Annotated in this window: 22 protein-coding genes and 2 pseudogenes; 18 read left to right on the top strand and 6 right to left on the bottom strand. The window is 70.2% G+C overall.

Annotation, left to right across the window (positions count from 1 at the left end):
* Positions 1 to 86 precede the first annotated feature (86 nt).
* Positions 87 to 839 (bottom strand): annotated as a pseudogene (locus P3X83_RS01705) (transposase); the annotation flags it as partial.
* A gap of 18 nt (positions 840 to 857) precedes the next feature.
* On the opposite strand from P3X83_RS01705, the pseudogene tnpA reads away from it, so the two are divergent.
* Positions 858 to 1,208 (top strand): annotated as a pseudogene (gene tnpA / locus P3X83_RS01700) (IS200/IS605 family transposase); the annotation flags it as partial.
* Positions 1,209 to 1,354: 146 nt separating this feature from the next.
* Here tnpA and P3X83_RS01695 read toward each other — a convergent pair.
* Both P3X83_RS01695 and P3X83_RS01690 read right to left on the bottom strand, forming a co-directional pair.
* A complete protein-coding gene (locus tag P3X83_RS01695; protein WP_277303434.1) occupies positions 1,355 to 2,320 on the bottom strand; it encodes a hypothetical protein in 966 nt (321 codons plus the stop codon).
* 210 nt (positions 2,321 to 2,530) lie between these two features.
* Complete coding sequence (locus P3X83_RS01690; protein WP_277303433.1) at positions 2,531 to 3,490, bottom strand: hypothetical protein; 960 nt, start codon at positions 3,488 to 3,490, stop codon at positions 2,531 to 2,533.
* Positions 3,491 to 3,773: 283 nt separating this feature from the next.
* On the opposite strand from P3X83_RS01690, the gene P3X83_RS01685 reads away from it, so the two are divergent.
* From P3X83_RS01685 to P3X83_RS01670, 4 genes are all read left to right on the top strand, one after another.
* Positions 3,774 to 4,181: a cobalamin B12-binding domain-containing protein gene (locus P3X83_RS01685; protein ID WP_277303432.1), complete on the top strand. Its 408-nt coding sequence runs from the start codon at positions 3,774 to 3,776 to the stop codon at positions 4,179 to 4,181.
* 219 nt (positions 4,182 to 4,400) lie between these two features.
* Positions 4,401 to 5,585, top strand: a complete 1,185-nt coding sequence (gene sucC, locus P3X83_RS01680; protein ID WP_277303431.1) for an ADP-forming succinate--CoA ligase subunit beta — start codon at positions 4,401 to 4,403, stop codon at positions 5,583 to 5,585.
* 2 nt (positions 5,586 to 5,587) lie between these two features.
* A complete protein-coding gene (gene sucD, locus P3X83_RS01675; protein ID WP_277303430.1) occupies positions 5,588 to 6,463 on the top strand; it encodes a succinate--CoA ligase subunit alpha in 876 nt (291 codons plus the stop codon).
* Positions 6,464 to 6,622: 159 nt separating this feature from the next.
* Positions 6,623 to 8,275: a DUF6350 family protein gene (locus P3X83_RS01670; protein ID WP_277303429.1), complete on the top strand. Its 1,653-nt coding sequence runs from the start codon at positions 6,623 to 6,625 to the stop codon at positions 8,273 to 8,275.
* Between the two features lie 43 nt (positions 8,276 to 8,318).
* On the opposite strand, the gene P3X83_RS01665 is transcribed toward P3X83_RS01670, so the two are convergent.
* A complete protein-coding gene (locus P3X83_RS01665; RefSeq protein WP_277303428.1) occupies positions 8,319 to 8,741 on the bottom strand; it encodes a hypothetical protein in 423 nt (140 codons plus the stop codon).
* 96 nt (positions 8,742 to 8,837) lie between these two features.
* Between P3X83_RS01665 and purN the strand changes: the two genes are divergently transcribed.
* The 5 genes from purN to P3X83_RS01640 all read left to right on the top strand — a co-directional run bounded on the left by purN (position 8,838) and on the right by P3X83_RS01640 (position 13,011).
* A complete protein-coding gene (gene purN, locus P3X83_RS01660) occupies positions 8,838 to 9,449 on the top strand; it encodes a phosphoribosylglycinamide formyltransferase (RefSeq protein ID WP_277303427.1) in 612 nt (203 codons plus the stop codon).
* Between the two features lie 60 nt (positions 9,450 to 9,509).
* Complete coding sequence (purH, locus tag P3X83_RS01655; RefSeq protein ID WP_277303426.1) at positions 9,510 to 11,078, top strand: bifunctional phosphoribosylaminoimidazolecarboxamide formyltransferase/IMP cyclohydrolase; 1,569 nt, start codon at positions 9,510 to 9,512, stop codon at positions 11,076 to 11,078.
* A 239-nt stretch (positions 11,079 to 11,317) separates the two neighbouring features.
* Positions 11,318 to 11,845 (top strand): Uma2 family endonuclease, encoded by a 528-nt coding sequence (locus tag P3X83_RS01650; protein WP_277303425.1) that lies wholly within the window; start codon positions 11,318 to 11,320, stop codon positions 11,843 to 11,845.
* A gap of 96 nt (positions 11,846 to 11,941) precedes the next feature.
* Positions 11,942 to 12,127 carry a hypothetical protein gene (locus P3X83_RS01645; protein WP_277303424.1) on the top strand — a complete coding sequence of 62 codons (186 nt, stop codon included), beginning with the start codon at positions 11,942 to 11,944 and terminating at the stop codon, positions 12,125 to 12,127.
* Between the two features lie 32 nt (positions 12,128 to 12,159).
* Positions 12,160 to 13,011, top strand: a complete 852-nt coding sequence (locus tag P3X83_RS01640) for a bifunctional methylenetetrahydrofolate dehydrogenase/methenyltetrahydrofolate cyclohydrolase (protein ID WP_277303423.1) — start codon at positions 12,160 to 12,162, stop codon at positions 13,009 to 13,011.
* Between the two features lie 139 nt (positions 13,012 to 13,150).
* On the opposite strand, the gene P3X83_RS01635 is transcribed toward P3X83_RS01640, so the two are convergent.
* Positions 13,151 to 13,819 (bottom strand): FHA domain-containing protein, encoded by a 669-nt coding sequence (locus P3X83_RS01635; RefSeq protein WP_277303422.1) that lies wholly within the window; start codon positions 13,817 to 13,819, stop codon positions 13,151 to 13,153.
* A 182-nt stretch (positions 13,820 to 14,001) separates the two neighbouring features.
* On the opposite strand from P3X83_RS01635, the gene P3X83_RS01630 reads away from it, so the two are divergent.
* The 6 genes from P3X83_RS01630 to P3X83_RS01605 all read left to right on the top strand — a co-directional run bounded on the left by P3X83_RS01630 (position 14,002) and on the right by P3X83_RS01605 (position 21,225).
* The gene (locus P3X83_RS01630; protein WP_277303421.1) at positions 14,002 to 15,174 is read left to right on the top strand and encodes a citrate/2-methylcitrate synthase; all 1,173 of its coding nucleotides are present in this window, start codon (positions 14,002 to 14,004) and stop codon (positions 15,172 to 15,174) included.
* Entirely contained in the window at positions 15,171 to 15,461 is a 291-nt protein-coding gene (locus tag P3X83_RS01625) for a DUF3017 domain-containing protein (RefSeq protein WP_277303420.1), read from the top strand. Before P3X83_RS01630 ends, P3X83_RS01625 begins: the two co-directional genes overlap by 4 nt.
* 106 nt (positions 15,462 to 15,567) lie before the next feature.
* Positions 15,568 to 16,785, top strand: a complete 1,218-nt coding sequence (locus tag P3X83_RS01620; RefSeq protein ID WP_277303419.1) for an NADP-dependent isocitrate dehydrogenase — start codon at positions 15,568 to 15,570, stop codon at positions 16,783 to 16,785.
* Positions 16,786 to 16,954: 169 nt separating this feature from the next.
* A complete protein-coding gene (locus P3X83_RS01615) occupies positions 16,955 to 18,958 on the top strand; it encodes a serine/threonine-protein kinase (protein ID WP_277303418.1) in 2,004 nt (667 codons plus the stop codon).
* Between the two features lie 66 nt (positions 18,959 to 19,024).
* Positions 19,025 to 20,011 (top strand): malate dehydrogenase, encoded by a 987-nt coding sequence (locus P3X83_RS01610; protein ID WP_277303417.1) that lies wholly within the window; start codon positions 19,025 to 19,027, stop codon positions 20,009 to 20,011.
* A 263-nt stretch (positions 20,012 to 20,274) separates the two neighbouring features.
* On the top strand, positions 20,275 to 21,225 hold the full coding sequence (locus tag P3X83_RS01605) for a hypothetical protein (protein WP_277303416.1): 951 nt from the start codon (positions 20,275 to 20,277) through the stop codon (positions 21,223 to 21,225).
* A 19-nt stretch (positions 21,226 to 21,244) separates the two neighbouring features.
* On the opposite strand, the gene galE is transcribed toward P3X83_RS01605, so the two are convergent.
* On the bottom strand, positions 21,245 to 22,207 hold the full coding sequence (gene galE / locus P3X83_RS01600; protein ID WP_277303415.1) for a UDP-glucose 4-epimerase GalE: 963 nt from the start codon (positions 22,205 to 22,207) through the stop codon (positions 21,245 to 21,247).
* Between the two features lie 157 nt (positions 22,208 to 22,364).
* On the opposite strand from galE, the gene P3X83_RS01595 reads away from it, so the two are divergent.
* Entirely contained in the window at positions 22,365 to 23,756 is a 1,392-nt protein-coding gene (locus P3X83_RS01595) for a hemolysin family protein (protein ID WP_277303414.1), read from the top strand.
* 14 nt (positions 23,757 to 23,770) lie between these two features.
* Positions 23,771 to 24,775, top strand: a complete 1,005-nt coding sequence (gene trpS / locus P3X83_RS01590; protein WP_277303413.1) for a tryptophan--tRNA ligase — start codon at positions 23,771 to 23,773, stop codon at positions 24,773 to 24,775.
* Positions 24,776 to 24,794 lie beyond the last annotated feature (19 nt).

Genomic DNA, 24,794 nt, shown 5'->3' with positions numbered 1-24,794 from the left:
TCTCCATCCTGAAGGCTGGAGATTCAGCCTGTGCCGCGCCTGCGGCACTTCTGACGGCTTCCTGTTTCGCCGGGACTCGCCCTCCGCTAGGCGGCGGGACTTACGGTCCCTCCGCAGGCGTTTAGGCTCTCCGCTCGTCCAGCGGCGAGGATGTTCCTGGCGGCGTTGACGTCCCGGTCGTGGACAGCGCCGCACGGGCACTCCCACGACCGGACGTGAAGCGGCATCTCGTCGGCCGGCACGCCGCACACCGAGCACAGCTTGCTCGACGGAAAGAACCGGTCGATCCTGGCGAACGTCCTGCCGCCGCGTTTCGCCTTGTACTCCAGCATGGCCGTGAACTGGGACCAGCCCGCGTCATGCACGCTCTTGGCCAGCTTCGTTCGGCCGAGCCCGGACACCGACAGGTTCTCCACGTACACCGCTTGGTTGTCGCGGATGATCCGCGTGGAGAGCTTGTGCGCCCAGTCTCGGCGGGCGTCGGTCACCCTGGCGTGCGCCTTGGCGACCTTCACCTTGGCCTTCCGCCTGTTCGCGGAACCCTTCTCTTTCCTGCTCAGCGCCTGCTGGGCCTTGCCCAACCTGCGTTCGGCCCGCCGCAGCAGACGCGGATTGCCCGCCTTGCGGCCGTCCGACATCACCGCGAAGTGCGTCAGGCCCAGATCGATGCCCACCCCGGACGTCGTCTCTGGCAGCGGCTCGTCGGCCCTCTCGACCACGAACGAGGCGAAGTACCTGCCGGACGCGTCCTTGACCACTGTCACGCTCGACGGCTCGGCGGGCAGATCCCGCGACCAGCGGACCGTCACGTCCCCGATCTTCGGGCCCTTGCGCTTCCCGGTGATCGAGGCGAAGAATTCGTCACCAAGTTCCGGCATCGGGTGTTCACCGGTCCTCACCTGGAGCGCATGGAAGAGAGCATGCGGGGCGTCTGCGCCGGTTTCGAGACCGAGCTTCGCGAGTTCAACGGCGAAGGCGAACATGTCCACCTGCTGGTGAACCTCCCGCCCAAGGTCGCCCTGTCCAAGCTGGTCAACAGCCTCAAGGGAGTCTCCTCGCGCAGAATGCGGCAGGAGTTCCCTGAGCTGGCCACCCATTACCACCGGGCGAACAGGCTGTGGTCGGGCTCCTACTTCGCCGGATCGGTCGGCGGCGCTCCGATCAGCGTCCTGCGCCGATACATCGAGCAGCAGAACCGGCCCGGTTAGAGCACGCCCGAGCCTGGCGGCCCTCCCGCGTGGGCCTTCACCCCCGGCATGAAGGGCCGGAGCACTGGCCCACATACCGGTAGCCCACCCCGGGAACCGGGATGGGCTCAGTCGGTGAGCTCAGCCAGTGGGCTCAGCTAGTGGGCTCAGCCGAACAGCGAAGAGATCACTGGAATGCCGCGCACCTGTGAGGTGAGCTGTTCGAGCGTCGGGATGGTGGCCAGGATCTTGGCCGCGGCCTCGGCGTCGGCCTCGGTGTTGAGCCGCCGTCCCCAGGCGCTGAAGCGCGCGTCGTTGACCGTGGTCATCCTGGCGTCCACGGTGTCGATGCGGCTCCAGGTCGTGGTGAGGCGGCGGGGCAGGTCGTCCCGGCCGAGCCAGAGCCGCCAGTGGACGCGGGTCTCCGGTTCGTAGGCCGTGTAGGCCCTGCGGAAGCCCTCGGAGACGCGGTGCAGCTCGCTCATGGAGATGGTGCCCGACATGACCGTGGTCTGCTGGCCGTCGAGGATCTCGGACGGCTGCCTGCCGGTGTAGGAGGTCAGCAGCAGGGCGCGGAGCGTCGCGGGCTCCAGGACCTGCACCGGCCCCGACATCGCGACGGCGGGCGCCCCGGCCTCGCCGTAGCGGGGCGTGCCCGCGTTCGGGTAGTAGACGTCGTCGAACCGGGGCGCGCCCGCCTCCGGGTAGAAGCCGTCGTCATACCGGGCCGCGCTCGCGTCCGGGTAGTAGGAGTCGTCGGTGATGATCGGCCAGTTCCGCCCCGGCGCCGCCATCGCGTTGGTGCCCGGCGTGTCACTGGTGAAGGTGACCTGGGTGCTGTACGGCCCGTTCTCGCCGAAGCCGATCGTGCTCTCGGTCCGCACTCGCGCGACGGCCGCGCCGTTGACCGCGTTGGTGGTGATCTCCGCGATGCGGACGCTGCCGCGGTCGGCGAACTGCCTGCGCAGCGCGGCCACCGGCCCCGTCGGATCGACCGGTGAGGCGGGCAGCGGCCACGCGGCCGGTGCCCGCGTCTCTTCCGCCGCCCCCGCCGGGCTCGCTGTGCTCGTCATCGTTGCCGTCGCGGCGCCTATCGCGGCGACGGCGAGTACGGCTTTCCAGCGCACGTTCATGAATGGATTCCCCCTGTGGAACAAGATCCCAATTCGGTCACGGTATCGACCAAGAGCGCCGGGTCTGGGATGGATAAAGTTCGTGTACGAACTAACTTCGGTAAAGGTGGGCGCCGTTCGGGAATGCCGGGGGAAACACGACGGCCCCGCGCTCACGGGGAGCACGGGGCCGCGGGTCGGGCTCAGGCGGTCGTCAGGCTTGACCGGTCGTCAGGGCTTGAGGCCCAGGCTGCCCAGGTCGCCCAGGTTGCCCAGACGGCTGTCCGGGATCAGGTTGATCGGGTTCTCGTCACCGAGGTCGAGGTCCTCCGGCGTCGCGATCTGGTCCTTCGGCGGAGCCTTGATCGAGACACGGACGCCCCACGCGCCGTAGCGGCTGTCGGTGCTGGAGACCATCTTGATCTTGCCGTACTTCTCCTCAAGGGTGGAGGAGAGGCGACGGGGCAGGTTCCTGCCGTCGAGCCAGAGCTTCCAGGAGATCGCGCGCTTGGCGTCCTTGCCCTTCGGCCGCTGGTTGCCGGTGGCCGAGCGGAAGCTCGGGGAGATCTTGTACAGGTCGGCATAGGTGATCGTGCCGCGCAGGAGCGTGGTGCGCGCTCCGTCCACGGTGCCGCCGTTGCCCTTGGCCTTCGCCGAGGCGGCGAGGGTCGTGAGCGTCTTCGGCTCGAACACGTTGATCTGCTGGGTGGTCAGCTCCGTGGGGGCGAGCGCCTGCCTGCCGGTCTCGGAGATCCAGCTCTTGCCCTCCGGCAGCACGTCGTTGATCGCCGGGTGCGAGATGTAGGTCGCCTTCGGCAGTGAGATCACCCGGTACGGAGCGGTGAGCAGCTTCACCGTGTCGATCCTCTGCTCGCCGCTGTAATCCTCCTCGACATCTTCCTTGAAAATGTCGAGTACCGACTTGTCCCAAGTGCGGCGTACGGTGGCGTCCGCCGCGACAACGCCGGGCCTGCCGAACTGGAACACCGCCTTGGCTTTCACGCCGGCGAAGAACTTGCCGTCGATGCTGGTGCGGGAAGTCTCGGTGTAGTTGACACCCCGCCCGTTCTTGAACTGCTTCTTCAAGGCGTCGCCAGGGGACGCGGCCGCCGCCTGCGCGCCCGCCTGGGTCGCGATGGCCAGCGCGGGTGCGACGATCGCGGCCGCCGCGATGGCGATGAGTCGCCTCATTGGGTTCGTATCCTCCCGTTGGTCGCCTCGTCAGGAAATGCGAGACGTTGCCGGAACATGCTCCCAGCCGGTGATCACGGCGAAGTCACAATACATAGGAATTCTTAGAATTTATGATGATGAATGCTTCATTGCGTGAATACGACATTGCATTGCGTGTGCTTGTGTTATTTTCGTGCAGATATGCTGAGTTCCTCCGACCGGAACCGGGGGAGTGTGGTACGCGGCGCCGAGGGCCTCCGGTTACAGTTCGGGGGACGGCAACGCTCCCTGGGAGGTCTGCATGGAAGCCACGGCACGGATCCGCGTCGTGATCGCCAAGCCGGGACTCGACGGTCATGACCGGGGTGTCAAGATCGTGGCGCGCGCCCTGCGAGACGCCGGGATGGAGGTCGTCTACATGGGCCTGCACCAGACGCCCGAGCAGATCGTGCGCGGGGCCATCCAGGAGGACGCCGCGGCGATCGGGCTGTCGATCCTCTCCGGCGCGCACATGACGCTCTTCGCGCGGGTGCTGGAGCTGCTGCGCGAACAGGGCGCGGACGACATCGTGGTGTTCGGCGGCGGGATCATCCCGGAAGATGACATGCCGGAACTCGACCGCCTCGGCGTGGCCAAGGTCTTCACCCCCGGGGCCACCACTCAGGAGATCGTCGACTGGGTCCGCGGCGCCATTCCGGCGCGTGTTTAGTGGGGTTTGTCAGGCTTTGCCGCATCTGCGCACTTGCCTGAGGGCGCTAAAACCGACCCCATGACCTGCGTGGGTCTTTCGGGGGGCTAGGCTTCACTGGCGAAAACGCCGGGCATTCGGCGGATCTTGTGGTGGGCCCCGCGCAGGGCCCCCGCCGGCCTGGACGCGCACCCTAGACAACAAGTTGCAGAGAAGCCGGAAAAGCAAGGACGGACCCTCGTGGACCTGTTCGAACATCAGGCGAAGGAGCTCTTCGCGGCCTACGGCATCCCCGTGCCGCGTGGCATCGTCGCTCACACACCGGAGGAGGCGCGCGCGGCGGCGGAGCGCCTGACCGGTCGAGTCGTCGTGAAGGCCCAGGTGAAGACCGGCGGCCGTGGCAAGGCCGGCGGCGTGAAGCTGGCCGACGACGCCGCTGACGCGGCCAAGAAGGCCACCGAGATCCTTGGCATGGACATCAAGGGCCACACGGTCCACAAGGTGCTCATCGAGGAGGCCAGCGCGATCGCCGAGGAGTACTACTTCTCCTTCCTTCTCGACCGCGCCAACCGTACCTTCCTGGCCATCTGCTCGGCCGCGGGCGGCATGGACATCGAGGAGGTCGCCCACACCGCGCCGGAGAAGGTGGCGAAGATCCCGGTCTCCGCGCTCGCGGGAGTGGACCGGGCGACGGCCAGGGAGATCGCCAAGGCGGGCCTGCTGCCCGAGCGCGCGATCGAGGGCGCGGCCGAGCTGATCGAGAAGCTCTGGTGCGCCTTCGTGGACGAGGACGCCACGCTCGTCGAGGTCAACCCCATGATCCTGTCCGCCGACGGCCAGGTGAAGGCCCTCGACGGCAAGGTCACCCTCGACGACAACGCCGTCTTCCGCCAGACCGATCACGAGGCCTTCGCCGACAAGAGCGCCGAAGACCCGCTGGAGGCCGCGGCCAAGGCCCGTGACCTCAACTACGTCAAGCTCGACGGCGCGGTGGGGATCATCGGCAACGGCGCCGGGCTGGTCATGTCGACCCTCGACGTGGTCGCCTACGCCGGCCAGGACTACGACGGGCAGCGCCCGGCGAACTTCCTGGACATCGGCGGCGGCGCCTCGGCCGAGGTGATGGCCGCGGGCCTGGAGATCATCCTGTCCGACCCCTCGGTCCGCTCGATCTTCGTCAACGTGTTCGGCGGCATCACCGCGTGCGACGCGGTGGCCAACGGCATCGTGGCCGCGTTCAAGCTGCTCGACGACCGCGGCGAGAGCGTGACCCGGCCGCTGGTGGTACGGCTGGACGGCAACAACGCCACGCTGGGCAGGCAGATCCTGCGGGACGCCGGCCTGTCGGGCGTGGAACTGGTGGACACGATGGACGACGCGGCGCGGCGGGCGGCCGAGCTGGCCGCGGCCGGGAAGGCGGGCTAGCGATGGCGATCTGGCTGACGGAGTCGTCCCGGATCATCGTGCAGGGCATGACCGGCTCGGAGGGCACCAAGCACACCCGGCGGATGCTGGCCTCCGGCGCGAACGTCGTCGGCGGCGTGAACGCGCGCAAGGCCGGCTCCGTGCACGAGGGGCTGCCGGTGTTCGGGTCGGTGGCCGAGGCGATGAGCGCCACCGGGGCCGACTGCTCCGTGGTGTTCGTGCCCCCGGCGTTCACCAAGGACGCCGTCAAGGAGGCGATCGACGCGCGGATCCCGCTGTGCGTGGTCATCACCGAGGGCGTGCCGGTGCACGACTCCACCGAGTGGTGGGCCTACGCCACCGAGGCGGGCAACGTGACGCGGATCATCGGGCCGAACTGCCCGGGCATCGCGTCGCCCGGCGCGAGCAACGCGGGCATCATCCCGGCCGACATCACCACCGCGGGCCGCATCGGCCTGGTGTCGAAGTCGGGCACACTGACCTACCAGCTCATGTACGAGCTGGCCGACATCGGCTTCTCCACCGCGGTGGGCATCGGCGGCGACCCGGTGATCGGGACCACGCACATCGACGCCCTCGCCGCGTTCGAGGCCGACCCCGGCACCGACGCCATCGTGATGATCGGTGAGATCGGCGGCGACGCCGAGGAGCGGGCCGCCGCCTTCATCGAGACCTCGGTGACCAAGCCGGTGGTCGCGTACGTGGCCGGTTTCACCGCGCCGGAGGGCAAGACCATGGGGCACGCGGGCGCGATCGTGTCCGGGTCCTCGGGCACCGCCCAGGCCAAGAAAGAGGCGTTGGAGAAGGTCGGGGTCCGCGTGGGCAAGACGCCCAGCGAGACCGCGGCCCTGATGCGCGAGATCATGCGATCCCGCTGACGACGTTTCGGAGGGTGCCAGGCGTCGTGCCGGGCACCCTCGGTCATGCGCGGAGCCGATAAGAGATCAGCCGAAATCGGACCCAAATGGGGCCCAACCCGGCGACACGCGGGTTCGGCAACCCCGCGCAGGCCGTCCGTGCTGAGAACATCGACTACTGTGACGGCCCTTTTCGATCAGCTACGGACGGCCCCCCGTACCGTCCTCGGCAGAATCCCCCGCCCAGGCGTCACCGGTGACGACGACGAGCCGCGCAGGCCACTGCCCGTCTCGGGGATGCTCGCCGCCGCATGCACCCTGGGCGTCGGACTCGCCGTGCTCACCACGCTCACGCTGGTCGGCTGGATCGCCGCGCCGCGCGGCGCGTTCGGCTCGGGCCTGCCCGGGGTCTTCCGCACGGCCGCGCAGCTCTGGCTGGCCGCCCACCACGCGGGCTTCTCGATCCCCGGCGGGCGGGTCGGGCTGCTCCCGCTCGGGCTGATGGCGCTGCCCGCGTTCCTGCTCTACCGGGCCGGGCTGTGGATGGCCCGCGACGCCGACCTGCGGGTGCGGATGCCCGCGCGGCTGCCCAAGGGCAGCCCCAAGGACCTGGCGAGCGCCCGCCGTCGCGCCCAGCTCGTGCTGGTCGCCCAGGCCGGGGTCTCGCTGGCCGCGCCGTACGCGCTGCTCGCCGGGATGATCGCGCTGATCGCGCGCAACGAGATCACCCAGCCGCACATCGCCGAGGCGCTGGTCAGCCACCTGCTGCTGGCCTTCGCCGCCGGCTGCCTGGCCACCGCGCGCACGATCGGCCCCTGGCGCGTCATGCTGCGGCTGCTTCCCGAGCGGGCCAGGTCCGTGACGCTGGGCACCGCGAGCGCGCTCGGCATCATGCTCGCCGCCGGAACCCTGCTGGTGCTCGTGGCCGTGGCGGTCAACTTCGGGCAGGTCGGCGAGCTGACCGGCGCGCTGTCGCCGGGGGTGGTGGGCGGCCTGCTGCTCATCCTGATCCAGGTGCTCTACCTGCTCAACGGGGCCATCTGGGGCTTGGCCTACATCGCCGGGCCCGGGTTCGCGATCGGCACCGGCACGCTGGTCGCGCCGACCGGCGTGCAGCTCGGCAGCGTGCCCAGCCTGCCGGTGTTCGGCGCGCTGCCCGACGCGGGGCCGTCCTCGCCGTGGCTGATGGCCGTGCTGGCGGTGCCGTTCGCGGCCGGGGCGGTGGCCGGGCTGGTCCTGGTCAGGGTCGCGCCCTCGCCGTCCTACGAGGCGGCGCCGCTGTGGGGGTTCCTGTGCGGGCTGACCACCGGCGTCGCCGCCGGGCTGCTGGCCGCGGTGTCGGGCGGGTCGCTCGGCTTCGGGCGGCTGGCCACCGTCGGCCCGCACGGGTGGGAGGTAATGCTGTCGGTCACCCTGGAGGTCGGGGTCGCGGCGGGCATCTCCGCCGGGCTGTCCAACTGGATGCTGGTGTTCCGCGCCGCGCGCGGCCACGCGAGCGCGCTGGCCAGGCTGGGCACCGCCGCCACGCCGATGCGCAAGGCCGGGGCGGCGCTGGCCAAGGCGGCGGGCAGGGCGGGCCTGGCCGAGCCCCGCGAAGACGTCGTGGCCCGGCTGCCCGGCCACTGGCTGGACGCCACGGAGGCCGACACCCAGGAGATACCGGCCATCAGAGACGACTGGATGGACGAGCACGCCTCCGCGGGCGCGCCGCCGGACACCCCGTCGCGGCGGCGTGAGCCGTCGCGCGAGCCGCGCAGGGACATCGTGGACGAGAGCGACGACCGGGGCGGCCACGTGATCTACGTCGATCCGTACGCCTGGGACCGCGACTGACCGGCCCGCTCGGGGCCGGTCGGCTCATGGTGGGCCGGGCGGCTCAGGGGGCGAACGGGAACTGCAGCTCGCCGGGGCGCAGGAAGGGCATCTTCCGCTCCATCGCGCGTTCGAGCTGGTCGAGGCACTGCTCCTGGGAGGCGACCGTGCCCGCACCGATCTTGCACTCGGTGTAGACGCTCAGCTCGGAGCTGAAGTAGAGCTGGAAGGCGGCCATCCCCACCGACAGCAGCAGCGACACCGAGGAGATCACGACGCCGGTCACCGCCAGACCCGACGGCTTCGCCTCGCGGCGGGTCGCGCCGACCGCGCGGAACCCGGCCACCAGCGCGATCACGCACAGCACCAGACCCGCGATCGGCAACAGGAAGGTCATGGCCGCCGCGGCCAGCGCGAGCCAAATGGCCCGCCGGGCCGCCACCTCAGGGGAGCGCTGCCCGATAGGGGTCTGGACGGGTGTCGTCACCTGGCCTCCTCTGCCGTGCTCTCCTCGGAGGGTACCCTGACTGCGGCGTGCGGGATCCCGTCGCCTCGCTGCCCTCTGCCCGAATGGAGTCCGTTCGTGACCGACCAGGCCGCCCGGCTCGTGGTCCTAGTCTCCGGTTCGGGGACCAACCTGCAGGCCCTGCTCGACGCCGCGGACGAGCCCGGCTACGGCGCCGAGATCGTGGCCGTCGGGGCGGATCGCACCGGGATCGAAGGGCTGGACAGGGCGGCGCGGGCCGGCGTGCCGACCTTCGTGGAACGCCTTCCCGACCACCCTGACCGGGCGTCCTGGGACGCCGCGCTGGCCGAGCGCATCGCCGTGCACAAACCGGACCTGGTGGTCTGCGCCGGGTTCATGAAGATCATCGGCCGGCCGACCCTCGACGCCTTCCCGGTCGTCAACACGCACCCCGCGCTGCTGCCGTCCTTCCCGGGCGCGCACGGCGTCCGCGACGCCCTGGCGTACGGCGTGCGCGTCACCGGCTGTACGGTCATGTTCGCGGACGCCGGAGTGGACACCGGTCCGATCATCGCCCAGGCCACCGTGCCCGTCCTCGACGGGGACGACGAGCGGGAGCTGCACGAGCGCATCAAGGTCGTGGAGCGCGCGCTGCTGGTCGAGACGATCGGCCGGATGGCCCGCGAGGGCTGGTCCGTCACGGGCCGCAAGGTACGCCTGGGAGCCTGAGGCCCCCGGCGAGCAGGCCCCGCAAGCAGGTCCGCAAGGTTCCGCCAGGAGGGATGAGAAGTGACCCGCATCGCCGTCAGGCGCGCGCTGATCACCGTGTACGACAAGTCAGGGCTGGAGGAACTCGCCCGCGGCCTCGACGCCGCCGGCGTCGAGATCGTCTCGACGGGAGGCACGGCGACGCGGATCGCGTCGTACGGCGTGCGGGTGACCCCCGTCGAGTCGCTGACCGGTTTCCCCGAGTGCCTGGACGGCCGGGTGAAGACCCTGCACCCGAGGGTCCACGCGGGACTGCTCGCCGACATGCGCGACCCCGATCACGTGACCCAGCTCGACGAGCTGGAGATCGAGCCGTTCGAGCTGTTCGTGGGGAACCTCTACCCGTTCACCGCGACCGTCGCCTCCGGCGCGTCCTACGACGAGTGCGTGGAGCAGATCGACATCGGCGGGCCCGCGATGATCCGCGCCGCCGCCAAGAACCACGCCACCGTGGCCGTCGTGGTCGACCCGGCCTCCTACGGCGACGTGCTGGCCGCCGTCGCCGAGGGCGGGTTCACCGCGGCCGCGCGCCGCCGCCTGGCCGCCGAGGCGTTCGCGCACACCGCGTCCTACGACGTGGCGGTCGCCTCCTGGTTCGCCGGGCGCGACGAGGTCGCCGGCGACGACACCGACGACAACACCGAGTGGCCCGGCTTCATGGGCGCGACCTGGCGGCGCTCGGCCGTGCTGCGCTACGGCGAGAACCCGCACCAGCGCGCCGCGCTCTACACCGGCGCCGGGCAGAGCGGCGGCCTCGCCGGGGCTGAGCAGTTGCACGGCAAGGAGATGTCCTACAACAACTACGTCGACGCCGACGCGGCCTGGCGGGCGGCGTGGGACTTCACCGACCCCTGTGTCGCGATCATCAAGCACGCCAACCCGTGCGGCGTCGCGGTGGGCGCCGACGTGGCCGAGGCGCACCGCAAGGCGCACGCCTGCGACCCCGTGTCCGCCTACGGCGGGGTCATCGCGGTGAACGGCCCGGTCACGGCGGCCCTGGCGGCGCAGATCGCGGAGATCTTCACCGAGGTCGTGGTCGCGACCGGGTTCGAGGAGGAGGCGCTGGCCGTACTGCGGGGCAAGAAGAACATCCGCCTGCTGCGCTGCCCCGAGGGGCCCGCCAACACCGAGGAGTTCCGCCGGATCGATGGCGGCCTGCTCGTCCAGGGCGTGGACCGGCTCGACGCCCCCGGCGACGCCCCTGAGTCGTGGGAGCTGAAGGCGGGCCCGCCCGCCGACCCGGCCGTGCTCGCCGACCTGGCCTTCGCCTGGCGGGCCTGCCGTTCGGTGAAGTCCAACGCGATCCTGCTGGCGGCCGACGGCGCCACGGTGGGAGTCGGCATGGGCCAGGTCAACCGCGTCGACTCCGCCCGCCTGGCGGTCTCCCGCGCCGGCGAGCGCGCCACCGGCGCCGTCGCCGCCTCCGACGCCTACTTCCCCTTCGCCGACGGCCTCCAGGTCCTCACCGAGGCGGGAGTCCGCGCGGTGGTGGAACCCGGCGGCTCCATCCGCGACCCCGAGGTGATCGAGGCGGCACAGAACGCCGGCATCTCCCTCTACTTCACCGGAACCCGCCACTTCTTCCACTGATCCGAACGGCTAGGGCCGTCGCGGACTCCGCGACGGCCATAGTCGTCTCTCGAACACAGATTCCCGCGAACTCCTGCGACCGAGGGTGACGTAAGAGATACTCAGTGTGTCATTCTGGAGTTGTCTCACCCCCGGGAGCGAAGGGATGATCGGTCCATGCCGGTGGAACGCGGTGAGCTCGGCGTCGAACAGCCGGCCGTCGAGCTTCCTCCGCTGGCCACGGCGCGAGATGTCTACCAATGGCTGCCCCGCATCCCCGGCTGGTCGGTCGCGGCGATCGACGGCAAGGTCGTGATGAGCCCCGCCGGAGGCGCCAACCATGCGCTGGGAATGACCGGTTTCATCGTCGCCATGTACCCGGTGGGAAGGAGCGCGACCGGCTGGTCTTCGGGGGAACGGTGGACGTCTGCTTCTTCCCCGCACGTGACACTTACATCCCCGACATGGTCATCGCGCACGCCAAGCGCGGCATGTGGGGCAAGTCCATCCGTTCTGAGCACGTTCTGCTCGTTGGCGAGATCGTGTCCGCCGGGAGCGTGGAGGAAGACCGCGAGCGCAAGCCGCTGGCCGCCGCGTGGGCGCGGATTCCGGTCATGCTCCTGATCGATCCGTTCGCCGGTCCGCCGAGCGTGACCGTGCACAGTGACCCGGTGGACGGTGTCTACAAGCAGTCGGTCCGCGCAGAACTCGGCGCGACCGTGCAACTGCCGAAACCGGTGGACGTCGATCTCGATACCTCGATCTTCATCCATCACGAGGAGGCATGACCTCTCGCGGATTGTCCCGATTAGGGTCTTTGTAGGGGGTTTGGCGAGATAATCTGAGGCATCCCCTAGGTAGTCGTAGCCACCGGAGATCGCCCCATGGCCTTGATCGATCCTGTCCTGCACACGTTCGTCGTCCTGAACGGTTTCAGTACCACGCCGTACGGCGTCATCCTGCTCGGCTTCTTCGCCGCCTACCTCGCCGGGCTGGCCGTGGAGCGGATTCCGTTCACTCGGCGGATCATCGAGCGGCGCGAGGCCGCCGCCAGGGAAGGCGGCAGGTGAAGGTCTCCCTGGCCGCCATAGGATAGGGCCTCATGAGCGCGCAGAGACTGGACGGCAAGGCAACCGCGGCACGCATCAAGGCCGACCTGGCGGTCCGGGTGGCCGCGCTTAAGGAGCAGGGCATCACCCCCGGGCTCGGCACGGTGCTCGTCGGCGATGATCCCGGCAGCCAGATCTATGTGGCGGGCAAGCACCGCGACTGTAACGAGGTGGGCATCGCCTCCATCCGCAGGGATCTGCCCGCCACGGCCACGCAGGCCGAGATCGAGGCGGTCATCGACGAGCTGAACGCGATGCCGGAGTGCACCGGCTACCTGATCCAGCTTCCGCTGCCCAGGCACCTCGACACGATGGCGCTGATCGAGCGGGTCGACCCGGCGAAAGACGCCGACGGGCTGCACCCGGTCAATCTCGGCCGCCTGGTGCACATGGTCGACGCGCCGCTGCCGTGCACGCCGCGCGGAATCGTGGCGCTGCTCGCGGAGTTCGGTGTGCCGACCAAGGGCGCGGAGGCCGTGGTGGTCGGGCGCGGCATCACGGTGGGGCGCTCGCTCGGGCTGCTGCTGACCCGCCGAAGCGAGAACGCCACGGTGACCCTGTGCCACACCGGCACCCAAGACCTCGCGGCCCACGTCCGCCGCGCCGACATCGTGGTGGCTGCGGCCGGAGTCCCCGGCCTGATCACCGCCGACATGGTCAAGCCGGGCGCGGCCGTCCTCGACGTGGGCGTCTCCCGCGTCGACGGCAAGATCGCCGGCGACGTCGCCCTCGACGTCGCCGAAGTGGCCGGCCACCTGGCCCCCAACCCCGGCGGCGTCGGCCCCATGACCCGCGCCATGCTCCTCACCAACGTCGTCGAAGCCGCCGAACGCCAGTCCCACTGACCCTGCTACGCCGCCCCGGGAACGCCGATCCCACGCCGGGGTACGACATGTGTGATATCTCACTCTGCCGCTTTCCGGGGTCGTGGGCATGGGGAAGGGCCACTCCCGTGGGGTGTTGGCACGTTCCCGTCGAGGTGGATCAGGAGGCGCGGCGGCCTGCTGTGGTCGTGGTGGGGGTCGGGTGGCTTGTGGGATCGGGTGGGGCGGTGGCGGCGCGTTGGGACGGCACCACCGGGGTGGGGCGTACCAAGCCGAGTGCGACGACCTCGTTGGCCAGGCGCGTGCGGCGGTTGGTGCCCTCCGGGATGCGGAACTTCTGGTAAAGCCGGAGCAGGTGTTGTTTCACCGCCGCCTCGGTGACCACCAGATCGTCGGCGATCTCGCGTGCGGTCGCCGGCGCCACGAACGCCTCGTCCGACAGCGCCGGACGGCACAGCGATGTGAGCACGTCGACCTCCCGCCTGGTCAACTCCGGTGCGGCGGCGCGGCGCAGCTCTACCTCGGGAGTGAAGTCCTCCCTGGGTATGCCGCCGATCCTGGCCCGAGCCGCCCCAAAGGAGACGACGTCGCCGTCGTCGAGGACCCTCCGGGCGATCGGCCTGCCGTTCACCCTTGTTCCGTTGCGTGAAAGCCCGAGATCTACGACATAGAGATATGGCCCGCGCCGGACGAACTCCGCGTGCAGCCGGGACACACTCGGATCCGTCAGCCGGATGTCGGCACCACGGCCGCGGCCGACCGTGGTGATCTCGGGGCGCAACGGGACAACCTCGCCAGTGTCCTCGATGCGTATGAACGGCCCCTCCACGGCAGTTCCTCCCCAGGTAGCCCGCCGTATCTTCTGCTATAGCTCCGGCTTACCCAAACGAGGGGATGGGGAATCGCCTTTGCCGTAAGGAGAATCCGGCTCGAATTTGGCGTGGGGCCCCAGCCGAGGTTTTGCCAGCTCACGGGTAGACTTCGGGCGATGATACGCGGAGGAAACACACAATGAACGCAACCTCACCCGAGGGGGGCGCGGGGGTCGGAGCCCCGCGCGCGACAGCGGAAAAACCCACCAAAGGTCTCGCCGATGTCGTCGCCGCGTCCACAGCGCTGAGCGACATCGACGGGAAGGCCGGCCGCCTGTTCTACCGCGGCTACGACATCCACGACCTGGCCGGCCGTACGACGTTCGAAGAGACCGCACACCTGCTGCAGTGCGGTGCGCTCCCGACGAGAGACCAGCTCGCAGCCTATGGCGCGAAACTGGTCGATGGTCGTGCGCTCGGGGCTCTGGTCGAGGCCAACATCCCTGAGATCGCCGAGAAGATGGCCCCGATGGAGGCGTTGCGCACCCTGGTGTCGCTCGCCGGCGCGGAGGATCCCGACAAGGACTCCAACGACGTCGAGGCCAATCTGCGCAAGGCCGCGCGGCTCACCGCACAGCAGCCGATCCTGGTCGCCCGCTACCACGCCGCCCGATCCGGCGTGAGCGTGCCGGACCCGGACCCGGGGCTGAGCGTCGCCGCGAACTTCCTGTTGCAGATCACCGGCCGCACTCCCGACCCCCGGGCGGTCGAGATCTTCGACGCCTGCCTGGTGCTGCACGCCGACCACACCATGAACGCCTCGACCTTCGCCGCGAGGGTGTGCGCCGCCACGCTCTCGGACATGCACTCGGCGATCGTCGCGGCGATCGGCACGCTCAAGGGCCCGCTGCACGGCGGGGCCAACGAGCAGGTCATGCGCACCCTGCAGAGCATCGAACCGGGCAGCGTGGCGAGCACGGTTCGCCAGATGCTGGCCGACCACCAGAAGATCATGGGCTTCGGTCACCGGGTCTACAAGACCGAGGACCCCAGGGCGACGCACCTGCGCAAGATGTCGCAGGAGCTGGCCCAGGCGGCGGGCGACGACACCTACTTCCGGATGTCGCGGGAGATGGAGCAGGTCGTCCTGGACGAGAAGGGGCTCTACCCCAACGTCGACTTCTATGCCGCCACGGTCTACCACTATCTTGGGATTCCCACCGACCTGTTCACACCGGTGTTCTCGGTGAGTCGCATGTCGGGGTGGACCGCACACGTGATCGAGCAGCACGCCGACAACCGGTTGATCCGGCCGGACAGTGAGTACATCGGCGAGCGCGACCAGAAGTGGGAGCCGATCGACGCGAGGTGACCGAACAGCAGCGGAACGGCTGGGGACCGTACACCGTCATCCTGACGGGTACGCTCTCCGGCCTGTCCGCGATCATGCTCGGCGCCCCCTCCGAGATCATGGTGCCGGTGCTCGGCGGGTTCTTCCTGCTCGGGGCCGCGCTGCGGGGCCTGCTGCCGGTGACCGGCGCGGGCCCACTCGCCGTGCGCGGCCGTACGACCGACGTCGTGACACTCGGCCTGCTGGGCGTCCTGCTGGTGTTCGGTGGTCTGGTCATGCTCGTGCCCAGAGACTGGATCATCGGATGACCGGCCGGGCGGCCGCACCCTCGCGGCCGTCCGATACCCTCAACGGCCAGTGAGCCCCATAAGGGAATGTACTGGTCAGTGTTAGTTCAGAAGGGGAACCACACGCATGCCCAAGATCAAGGTAGCGGGCCCCGTCGTCGAGCTTGACGGCGACGAGATGACCCGGATCATCTGGCAGTTCATCAAAGACCAGTTGATCCTTCCCTACCTCGACGTCGATCTCAAGTACTACGACCTCGGCATCGAGCACCGCGACGCGACCGACGACCAGGTCACCATCGACGCCGCCAACGCGATCAAGCAGTACGGCGTCGGGGTGAAGTGCGCCACGATCACCCCGGACGAGGCGCGCGTCGAGGAGTTCGGCCTGAAGAAGATGTGGCGGTCCCCGAACGGGACCATCCGCAACATCCTCGGTGGTGTGATCTTCCGTGAGCCGATCATCATGAGCAACGTGCCGCGTCTGGTGCCCGGCTGGACCAAGCCGATCGTCGTCGGCCGTCACGCCTTCGGCGACCAGTACCGCGCCACCGACATCAAGGTGCCGGGCGAGGGCATGCTGACCCTCACCTACACGCCCAAGGACGGCTCGGAGCCGATCGAGCTGGACGTCTACGACTTCCCCGGCGGCGGCGTCGCGATGGCCATGTACAACCTGGACGAGTCGATCAGGGACTTCGCCCGCGCCTCCATGAGGTACGGCCTGGCCCGCGACTACCCGGTGTACCTGTCCACCAAGAACACCATCCTGAAGGCGTACGACGGCCGCTTCAAGGACATCTTCGCCGAGGTCTACGAGACCGAGTTCAAGGCCGACTTCGAGAAGGCCGGGATCACCTATGAGCACCGCCTGATCGACGACATGGTCGCCGCCGCGCTGAAGTGGGAGGGCGGCTACGTCTGGGCGTGCAAGAACTACGACGGCGACGTGCAGTCCGACACGGTGGCGCAGGGCTTCGGCTCGCTCGGCCTGATGACCTCCGTGCTGATGACCCCGGACGGCCGCACGGTCGAGGCCGAGGCCGCGCACGGCACCGTGACCCGGCACTACCGCCAGCACCAGCAGGGCAAGCCCACCTCCACGAACCCGATCGCCTCGATCTTCGCGTGGACCCGTGGCCTGGCCCACCGCGGCAAGCTGGACGAGACCCCGGCGGTGACGAAGTTCGCCGACACCCTGGAGCAGGTCTGCGTCGAGACGGTCGAGGGCGGCCAGATGACCAAGGACCTGGCCCTACTCGTGGGCAGTGACGCCCAGTGGCTGACCACCCAGGACTTCCTCGCCGCCCTGGACGAGAACCTGAAGAAGAAGATGGCCGTCTGAAGACGCGCCGCCCCCAGGAGGACCGCCCCCGTGGTGGTCCTTCCTGCTTTCCCGGGGAGTTTCCTGCGGTAACGGGCGAGTAACTCGTGACGATGCGCGGGGTTCGACCGGCGGCGGGGCCGTAAAGTTTCCCTGGTCGGGACTTTACGAATCCTTGGTAAGGAAGGTAATGCCGCAGATCGAGCCGCTCGTCGCCGGGGACCCGGGCAGGCTGGGATCCTTCAGGTTGTCGGGCAGAATCGGCGAGGGGGGCCAGGGGGTCGTCTACCTGGGCGTCGCCGACAACGGGGAACGGGCGGCGATCAAGCTACTGCACGTCCGGTTCAGCGGCGACACCGTCGCGCGCTCGCGGTTCGCCCGCGAACTGCGAGCGGCCCAGCGGGTGGCGTCGTTCTGCACGGCCCGGGTCATCGAGGCCGACCTGGAGGGCGATGTCCCTTACATCGCCAGCGAGTACATCGACGGCCGGTCGCTGCGCGAGGTGATCGACACCGACGGGCCGATGCGCGGTTCGGCGCTGGAGCGCCTGGCGGTCGGCACCGCGACCGCGCTGACCGCGATCCACCACGCCTCGATCATCCACCGCGACTTCAAGCCCGACAACGTGCTGCTGGCCAACGACGGCCCGCGGGTGGTCGACTTCGGCATCGCCCGGATCATCGACTCCACCGGCACGATCACCAGCCGGGCCATCGGCACCCCGGCGTACATGGCCCCCGAGCAGATCGCGGGCGACGACATCGGCCCCTACACCGACGTGTTCGCCTGGGGGGCCACGATCGCCTTCGCGGCCACCGGCGTGGCGGTGTTCGACGGCAGTTCCATCGCGGTCGTGCTCAACCGCGTGCTCAACCACGAGGTGGACACCGCCAGGCTGGACGAACCGCTGCGCGGCGTGGTGCGGGCGGCGCTGGCCAAGTCCTCGCGCGACCGGCCCACCGCCGACCAGTTGCTGCTGCGGCTGCTGGGCCGTCCGGAGAGCGGCGGGGCGTCGCCCGCCGTCCTCACCCAGGGCGTACAACTGGCCAAACCCGACGCCGCCGAAGACCCCGAGAGCACCCGCCTGGCCAGGCTTCCGGGGCCCACGGCCGTCCGCACGTCCGGCGGGTTCGCGCCCGGGCCCGTGATGGCCGGGCCGCAGGCGCCGCTGCCCGCTCCGCCGCAGCAGCAGTGGCCGCCGCCCGCCCAGCCGGGCACCGCGCCGCTGGTCGACTCCACCGGGCCCGGCCGGGGCGGCGTCGTCGAACCGGCCCGCAGGCGGTTCCCGGTGCTGCCGCTGACGCTGCTGCTGGTCCTGCTGCTCATCGCCGGGGCCGCGGGCCTGGCCCTGTTGTCCGGCTGGCGTCCGACCTTCCTGGGGGGCGGGGCGTCGCCGACCCCGACCGGCGAGAACCGGGCGGCGGTGGGCGTCCCCACCGACGACTCGGTCGTGGAGAAGGCGCTCAGGAACCGGAAGATCACCATCGGGCTGCGCAACTGGCTGCCGGGCATCGCGCTGGCATCCGGCACCGGGGCGGGCACCGAGTGGAAGGGCTTCGAGGTCGATCTGGCGACCGAGATCGCCAAGGCCCTCGGCGTCCCGACCGAGGGCGTGACCTTCCAGGCCACCGAGCGCCAGCAGCGTCCCGTGCTGCTCGCCGAGGGCGCGCTGGACATGGTGATCTCCACGTACTCCATCAACTCGGTCGACGAGGTGACCTTCGCCGGGCCCTACTACCTGGCGCACGTCGACGTCCTGGTCAAGGACGGCTCGTCGATCACCGGCAAGGCCGGGCTCGAAGGCAAGCGGCTGTGCCAGCCGGAGTCCAGTTCCTCGGTGGGCGCGGTGCAGTCGGTGGTCGACCGGATCGAACTGGTCCCGGCCGCGACCTACACCGAGTGCATCAACAAGCTGCAGTCCGGGCTCGTGGACGCGGTCCCCGGCGATGACCTGCTGCTGGCCGGGTTCGCCAACCGCGAGAACCTGCGCTACAAGATCGTCGGATTGAAGCTGACCAACGAGCGCTACGCCGTCGCGCTGCGGAAGGGCGACATCCGCGGCTGCGAGGCGGTGCGCGCCGCCATCGCCGACCTGTACGCCAAGGGCACCGTCAAGGCGCTGATGACCAAGTACTTCGGCAATGTGGAGTTCACGCCGGAGCTGCGCACGCCCACGATGGAACCCTGCCGGTGAGGGTCCGGGTGCGCGCCAGATAGCATCCGAGCGTCACGAAATCGACCCGCGAGTTGGGGGAAGGCAATGCCGCAGACTCCCGTCAAGGTAACCGTCACCGGCGCCGCCGGCCAGATCGGCTACGCACTGCTGTTCCGCATCGCCTCAGGGCACCTGCTCGGCCCGGACGTGCCGGTGCGCCTGAGCCTGCTGGAGATCCCGCAGGCGGTGAAGGCGGCCGAGGGCACCGCGATGGAGCTCGACGACTGCGCGTTCCCGCTGCTCGCCGGGATCGACATCAGCGACGACCCGGCCGTCGCGTTCGACGGCGTCAACGTCGCGCTGCTGGTCGGCGCCCGTCCGCGCACCAAGGGCATGGAGCGGGGCGACCTGCTTGAGGCCAACGGCGGCATCTTCGGCCCGCAGGGCAAGGCGATCAACGACGGCGCCGCCGACGACGTGCGCGTCCTGGTGGTCGGCAACCCGGCCAACACCAACGCGCTGATCGCCCAGGCGCACGCGCCCGACGTGCCGGCGAGCCGCTTCACCGCGATGACCAGGCTCGACCACAACCGCGCGCTGTCGCAGCTCGCGGGCAAGCTCCAGGTGCCGGTCACCGAGATCAAGAAGATGACCATCTGGGGCAACCACTCCGCGACCCAGTACCCCGACCTCTACCACGCCGAGGTCGGCGGCAAGGTCGCCGCCGAGCAGGTGGACGACTCGTGGCTGCGCGACACCTTCATCCCGACCGTGGCCAAGCGCGGCGCGGCGATCATCGAGGCGCGGGGCGCGTCCAGCGCCGCGTCGGCCGCCAACGCCGCCATCGACCATGTCTACGACTGGGTGAACGGCACCCCCGAGGGTGACTGGACCTCCGCGGCGATCCCCTCCGACGGCTCTTACGGCGTTCCCGAGGGACTCATCTCCTCCTTCCCCGTGGTGTCCAGGGGCGGCGAGTGGCAGGTCGTGCAGGGTCTCGACATCGACGCCTTCTCCCGCGAGCGGATCGACGCCTCGGTGGCCGAGCTGTCCGAGGAGCGCGAGGCGGTCGCCCGTCTCGGCCTGCTCTGACCCGCATCACCATCTATCCCTCCGATGAGGACGAGCTGGAGCGGCTGCTGCGCGAACTCGGCGCGGCGCTGGACGGGGCAACCTGCGCCCCGACCTCGCCTCCGCCGAACTCGACCAGGTGGTCGGGCTGCTCGGCCTCGCCCCGCTGCGCGACCCTATGGACCGCCGAGCCGACGTCCTCCCGGGCGGTATCCGGCGTGTCTGCGCAGGTAGAAGGGGTATCGCGGCCAGAATGATCGGGGTCGGTTCCGGGGGTGGGTTTGATGCGGCGTCTCGCGGCGGGCGTTGTTGCTGGGTTGCTGGGGACGGGCGTCTGGGCGGCGCCGGGCGTGGCGATCGGCGACCCCGCCCCGCCGTACCCGCCTGGGGGAGCGCCGCAGGTCCCGAGACCGCTGGTCCCGAGGCCGGAGGCCACGCCCCGTCCCACGCCCACCCCGATTCCGGTGGAGCCGCCGGCGGCCGACCTGTCGGTGCGGATGACGTCGTATCCGCGGGTCGCGCAGCCCGGCCGTCCCGTGGGGTATCGGGTCGAGGTCGGCAACGCGGGGCCGGGGCCCGCCGTGCGCCCGGAGCTGCGGGTGCGGCTGCCGCAGGGGATGAAGGTGCTCAGCGTGGACGTCGCCGAATGCCGTCCCGGCACCTCGGGTGGCAGCGGTGAGGTGGTCTGCGCGTCGGGCTCCGATGTGCTCAGCGGCGGGCACGGGGTGCTCACCGTGGTCGGCATGGTCCCGCCGGAGGCGCGTGGGCCGCTGCGCGCGGTGGCCACCATCCGGTCGTCGGCCCGCGAGCTGAACCCGGCCGACAACACGGCCGAGACGGTCAACCAGGTGGGCGAGGGCGCGGACCTCGCGATCCGGCTCGACCGGGTGGACCGCGCGCGGCGCGGCGGCCTGCCGGGGGCCACGCTGCGCGCCCTGGTGACCAACCACGGGCCGCAGGCCGTGCAGGACGGCCAGTTGTTCCTGCGGATCCGGGGCGCGCGGCTGCTGTCCTCCGACGGGGCCAGATGCGGCGCGTACGCGGGGTACGTGGGCTGCCGCCTGCAGCCGGTGAAGGTCGGCGCGGCCACCCGCGTGCGGATGGTGTTCGTGCCCGCCGCCAACGCCCGGCACGGGCGGCGGATGACGGCCTCGGCGATGGTCTACTCGGCCGTGCTCGGCGACCGCAGGCCCGACAACGGCAAGGCCAGGCTGCGGATCCCGTTCGGCGGCTGAACCGGGCCCGGCGGCGACATCAGTGCAGCGCGGCCCAGGCGTCGGCGACCATGGTGTGCAGCGAGGGGTTGTCGGGCTTCCAGCCCAGTTCGCTCTGGATGAGCTCGGAGGAGGCCACCAGCGTGGCCGGGTCGCCCTCGCGGCGCGGGGCCACCGCCGCCGGAATGGGGTGCCCGGTCACCTCGCGGCAGGCCGAGACGACCTCCAGGTTGGAGAACCCGGTGCCGTTGCCCAGGTTGTAGACGGCGTGGCGGCCCGGCGCGCAGGCTTCGAGGGCCAGCAGGTGGGCGCGGGCCAGGTCGGCGACATGGATGTAGTCGCGGACGCACGTGCCGTCGGGAGTTGGGTAGTCGTCTCCGAACAGGCTGAGGGAGTCGCGCGTGCCGAGCGCGACGGCCAGGACATTGGGGATGAGATGGGTTTCCGTGGTGTGGCGCTCGCGGTACACGCGGCCGTCTGCGGCGGTGTAGGCGCCCGCGACGTTGAAGTAGCGCAGGCTGGTGGCGCCGAGGCCGTGCATCGCCGTGTGGGCGGCGAGGGCGGTGTCGACGGCGAGCTTGGAGGCGCCGTAGGGGTTGGTGGGGCGCGTGGGGTCGGTCTCGCGGATCGGGATGTTCTCCGGCTCGCCGTACGTGGCGGCGGTGGAGGAGAACACGATGCGGCGCACGCCGGTGACCCGCATCGCCTCCAGCAGCGCGAGCGTGCCGCCCAAATTGCCGGCCCAGTACACGTCAGGGTGCCGGACGGACTCGCCGACCAGCGACTTGGCGGCGAAGTGCAGCACGCCGTCGAAGCCCGCGCCGTCGAGGACGTCGAAGGACTCGGTGATCGAGCCCTGGACGAACCTGGCGCCGCCGGGCACGGCGTCGGCGTGGCCGGTGGAGAGGTCGTCGAGCACGACCACCTCGTGACCTGCCTCGACGAGCTGGGCGGCGACGACGCTTCCGATGTATCCAGCTCCGCCAGTGACCAGCAGCTTCACTACTTGCTCCCAAAGTGTTGATTTGTGATGGAGTCTGTTTGTATTTGTACGGCCAGCGTGCCCAGCATACGCGCACACGACCTCCGTCCGGCATAAAGTCGCCGGGTACGCTGGCACACCACCGTCAATATCGGCCCGTGCGAAACCGGGTACTCGTGTGAACAATGTCGTCGCCAACATCGCGTTGGTCCTTCTCTTCATTCTCATCGGCGGTTTCTTCGCCGCCGCGGAGATCGCGCTCGTGTCGCTGCGCGAGAGTCAGATCGGCAAGCTCGGCGAGCAGGGCCGTCGTGGCGCGCGGGTCGCCCGGCTGGCCAACGACCCCAACCGTTTCCTGTCGGCCGTGCAGATCGGCGTGACGGTGGCGACCATGCTGTCCGCCGCCTTCGGCGCCGACACGCTGGCCGGCGAGCTGGTGCCCGTGCTCGCCGATTGGGGGGTGCCCGGCGGCCTCGCCCCGCCGGTGGCCCTGGTCCTGGTCACCCTGGCCATCTCCTACGTCTCCCTGGTGCTCGGCGAGCTGGCGCCCAAGCGGCTCGCCCTGCAGCGCGCCGAGGGGCTGTCGCTGCTCGTCGCGCCCACCCTGGACCGGCTCGCCGCGCTGTCCAGGCCGATCATCTGGCTGCTCTCGAAGTCCACCGACCTGGTGGTCCGGCTGCTCGGCGGCAACCCGGAGACCGACCGTGAGGCGATGAGCACCGAGGAGCTGCGCGACATCGTGGCCGGGCACCAGGAGCTGCCGCAGGACGAGCGGCAGCTCATCGTGGAGGTGTTCGCCGCGGGCAAGCGCCAGCTCCGCGAGGTGATGCGGCCCAGGACCGAGGTGGAGTTCATGGCCGCCGACACCACCCTGGCCGAGGCCGCGGTGCTCGCCGCCACCATGCCGCACTCCCGCTTCCCGGTCTACCGCGACTCCTACGACGACGTCCTGGGGTTCGTGCACGTCAGAGACCTGCTCGACCCGGTGCTGACCGGGCGGACCGAGCCGATCAGCGAGCTGGTCACGATCCGGCCGGTCAAGATGGTGCCCGCCACCAAGCGGGTGCTGCCCACCCTCTCCGAGATGCGCGACGAGGGGCACCACCTGGCCATCGTGGTGGACGAGTACGGCGGCACCGCCGGCATCGTCACCCTGGAGGACCTGGTGGAGGAGCTGATCGGCGACATCCGCGACGAGTACGACGTCGAGGACGACCAGGCCGTCCGGCTGCCCGCCGGTGAGATCGAGATGGACGGCCTGGCCAACCTCGACGACGTCGAGGACGAGACCGGGATCCGGCTGCCGCGCGGGCCGTACGAGACGCTGGGCGGGTTCATGATGGCCGCGCTCGGCCGCGTGCCGCAGCACGGCGACGAGGTCGACTTCCTCGGGTTCCAGTTCGCCGTCACCGAGATGGACGCCCGGCGCGTGGCCCGGGTGCGCATCCTGCGCCGCCCGCTGATCGGCCCGGAGCCGCCGCCCGGAGACCCCTCGGAACCAGGGGAATCCTTGACTCCGGAGAAGAACCCCGCCGAGCCCGTCGAGTCGCCCGGTGGCACGGAGAAATGACAGAATGGACGGCTATGGCCAGACCTCGCGTGCTCTCCGGAATCCAGCCCACGGCAGACTCCTTCCACCTCGGCAACTACCTTGGTGCGCTCCGCCAGTGGGTGACGATGCAGGAGACCTATGACGCGTTCTACTGCGTCGTCGACCTGCACGCGATCACCGTGCCGCACGACCCGGCCGAGCTGCGCCGCCGTTCGCGGGTGGCCGCCGCGCAGCTCTTCGCCGCCGGGCTCGACCCCGACCGCTGCACCGTCTTCGTGCAGAGCCACGTGCCCGAGCACGCCGAACTGGCCTGGGTGCTCAACTGCCTCACCGGCATGGGCGAGGCCGCGCGGATGACCCAGTTCAAGGACAAGTCCGCCAAACAGGGCGAGAACGCCGCGAGCGTGGGGCTGTTCACCTACCCCATCCTGCAGGCCGCCGACATCCTGCTCTACCAGGCCGACCGGGTGCCGGTCGGAGCCGACCAGAAGCAGCACCTGGAGCTGACCCGCGACCTCGGCCAGCGGTTCAACCACCGCTTCGGCGAGACCTTCACGCTGCCGCAGCCGCACATCCTCAAGGAGGTCGAGAAGATCACCGACCTCCAGGACCCCTCGGCGAAGATGTCCAAGTCCTCCTCCAGCCCGCAGGGCATCCTCGACGTGCTGGAGGCCCCCGGCCCGCTGCGCAAGAAGGTCATGCGCGCGGTCACCGACACCGGCACCGAGGTGCGCGCCGACGACGAGAACAAGCCGGGCGTCACCAACCTGCTGCGCATCCAGTCCGCGCTGACCGGCACGCCGATCCCCGAGCTGGAGGCCCGCTACGCCGGGCAGGGCTACGGCACCTTCAAGAAGGACGTCGCGGAGGCCGTCGTCGAGGCGTTCACCCCGATCCGCGAGCGCACCGAGAAGCTGCTGGCCAACGAGACCGAGCTTGACCGCATGCTGGCCGTCGGGGCCGGGCGCGCGGGCGAGGTGGCGCGGCGCACGATGGCCATGGTCCGCGATCGCGTGGGCTTCCTGCCGCGCGCCTGACCTCGCGCCACGCGGGTAG

It is taken from the genome of Spongiactinospora sp. TRM90649 (assembly GCF_029382225.1).
Lineage (GTDB): Bacteria > Actinomycetota > Actinomycetes > Streptosporangiales > Streptosporangiaceae > Spongiactinospora.
Note: the sequence above shows the minus strand (reverse complement) of the source record. Positions and strands in the feature narration are given on the sequence as shown.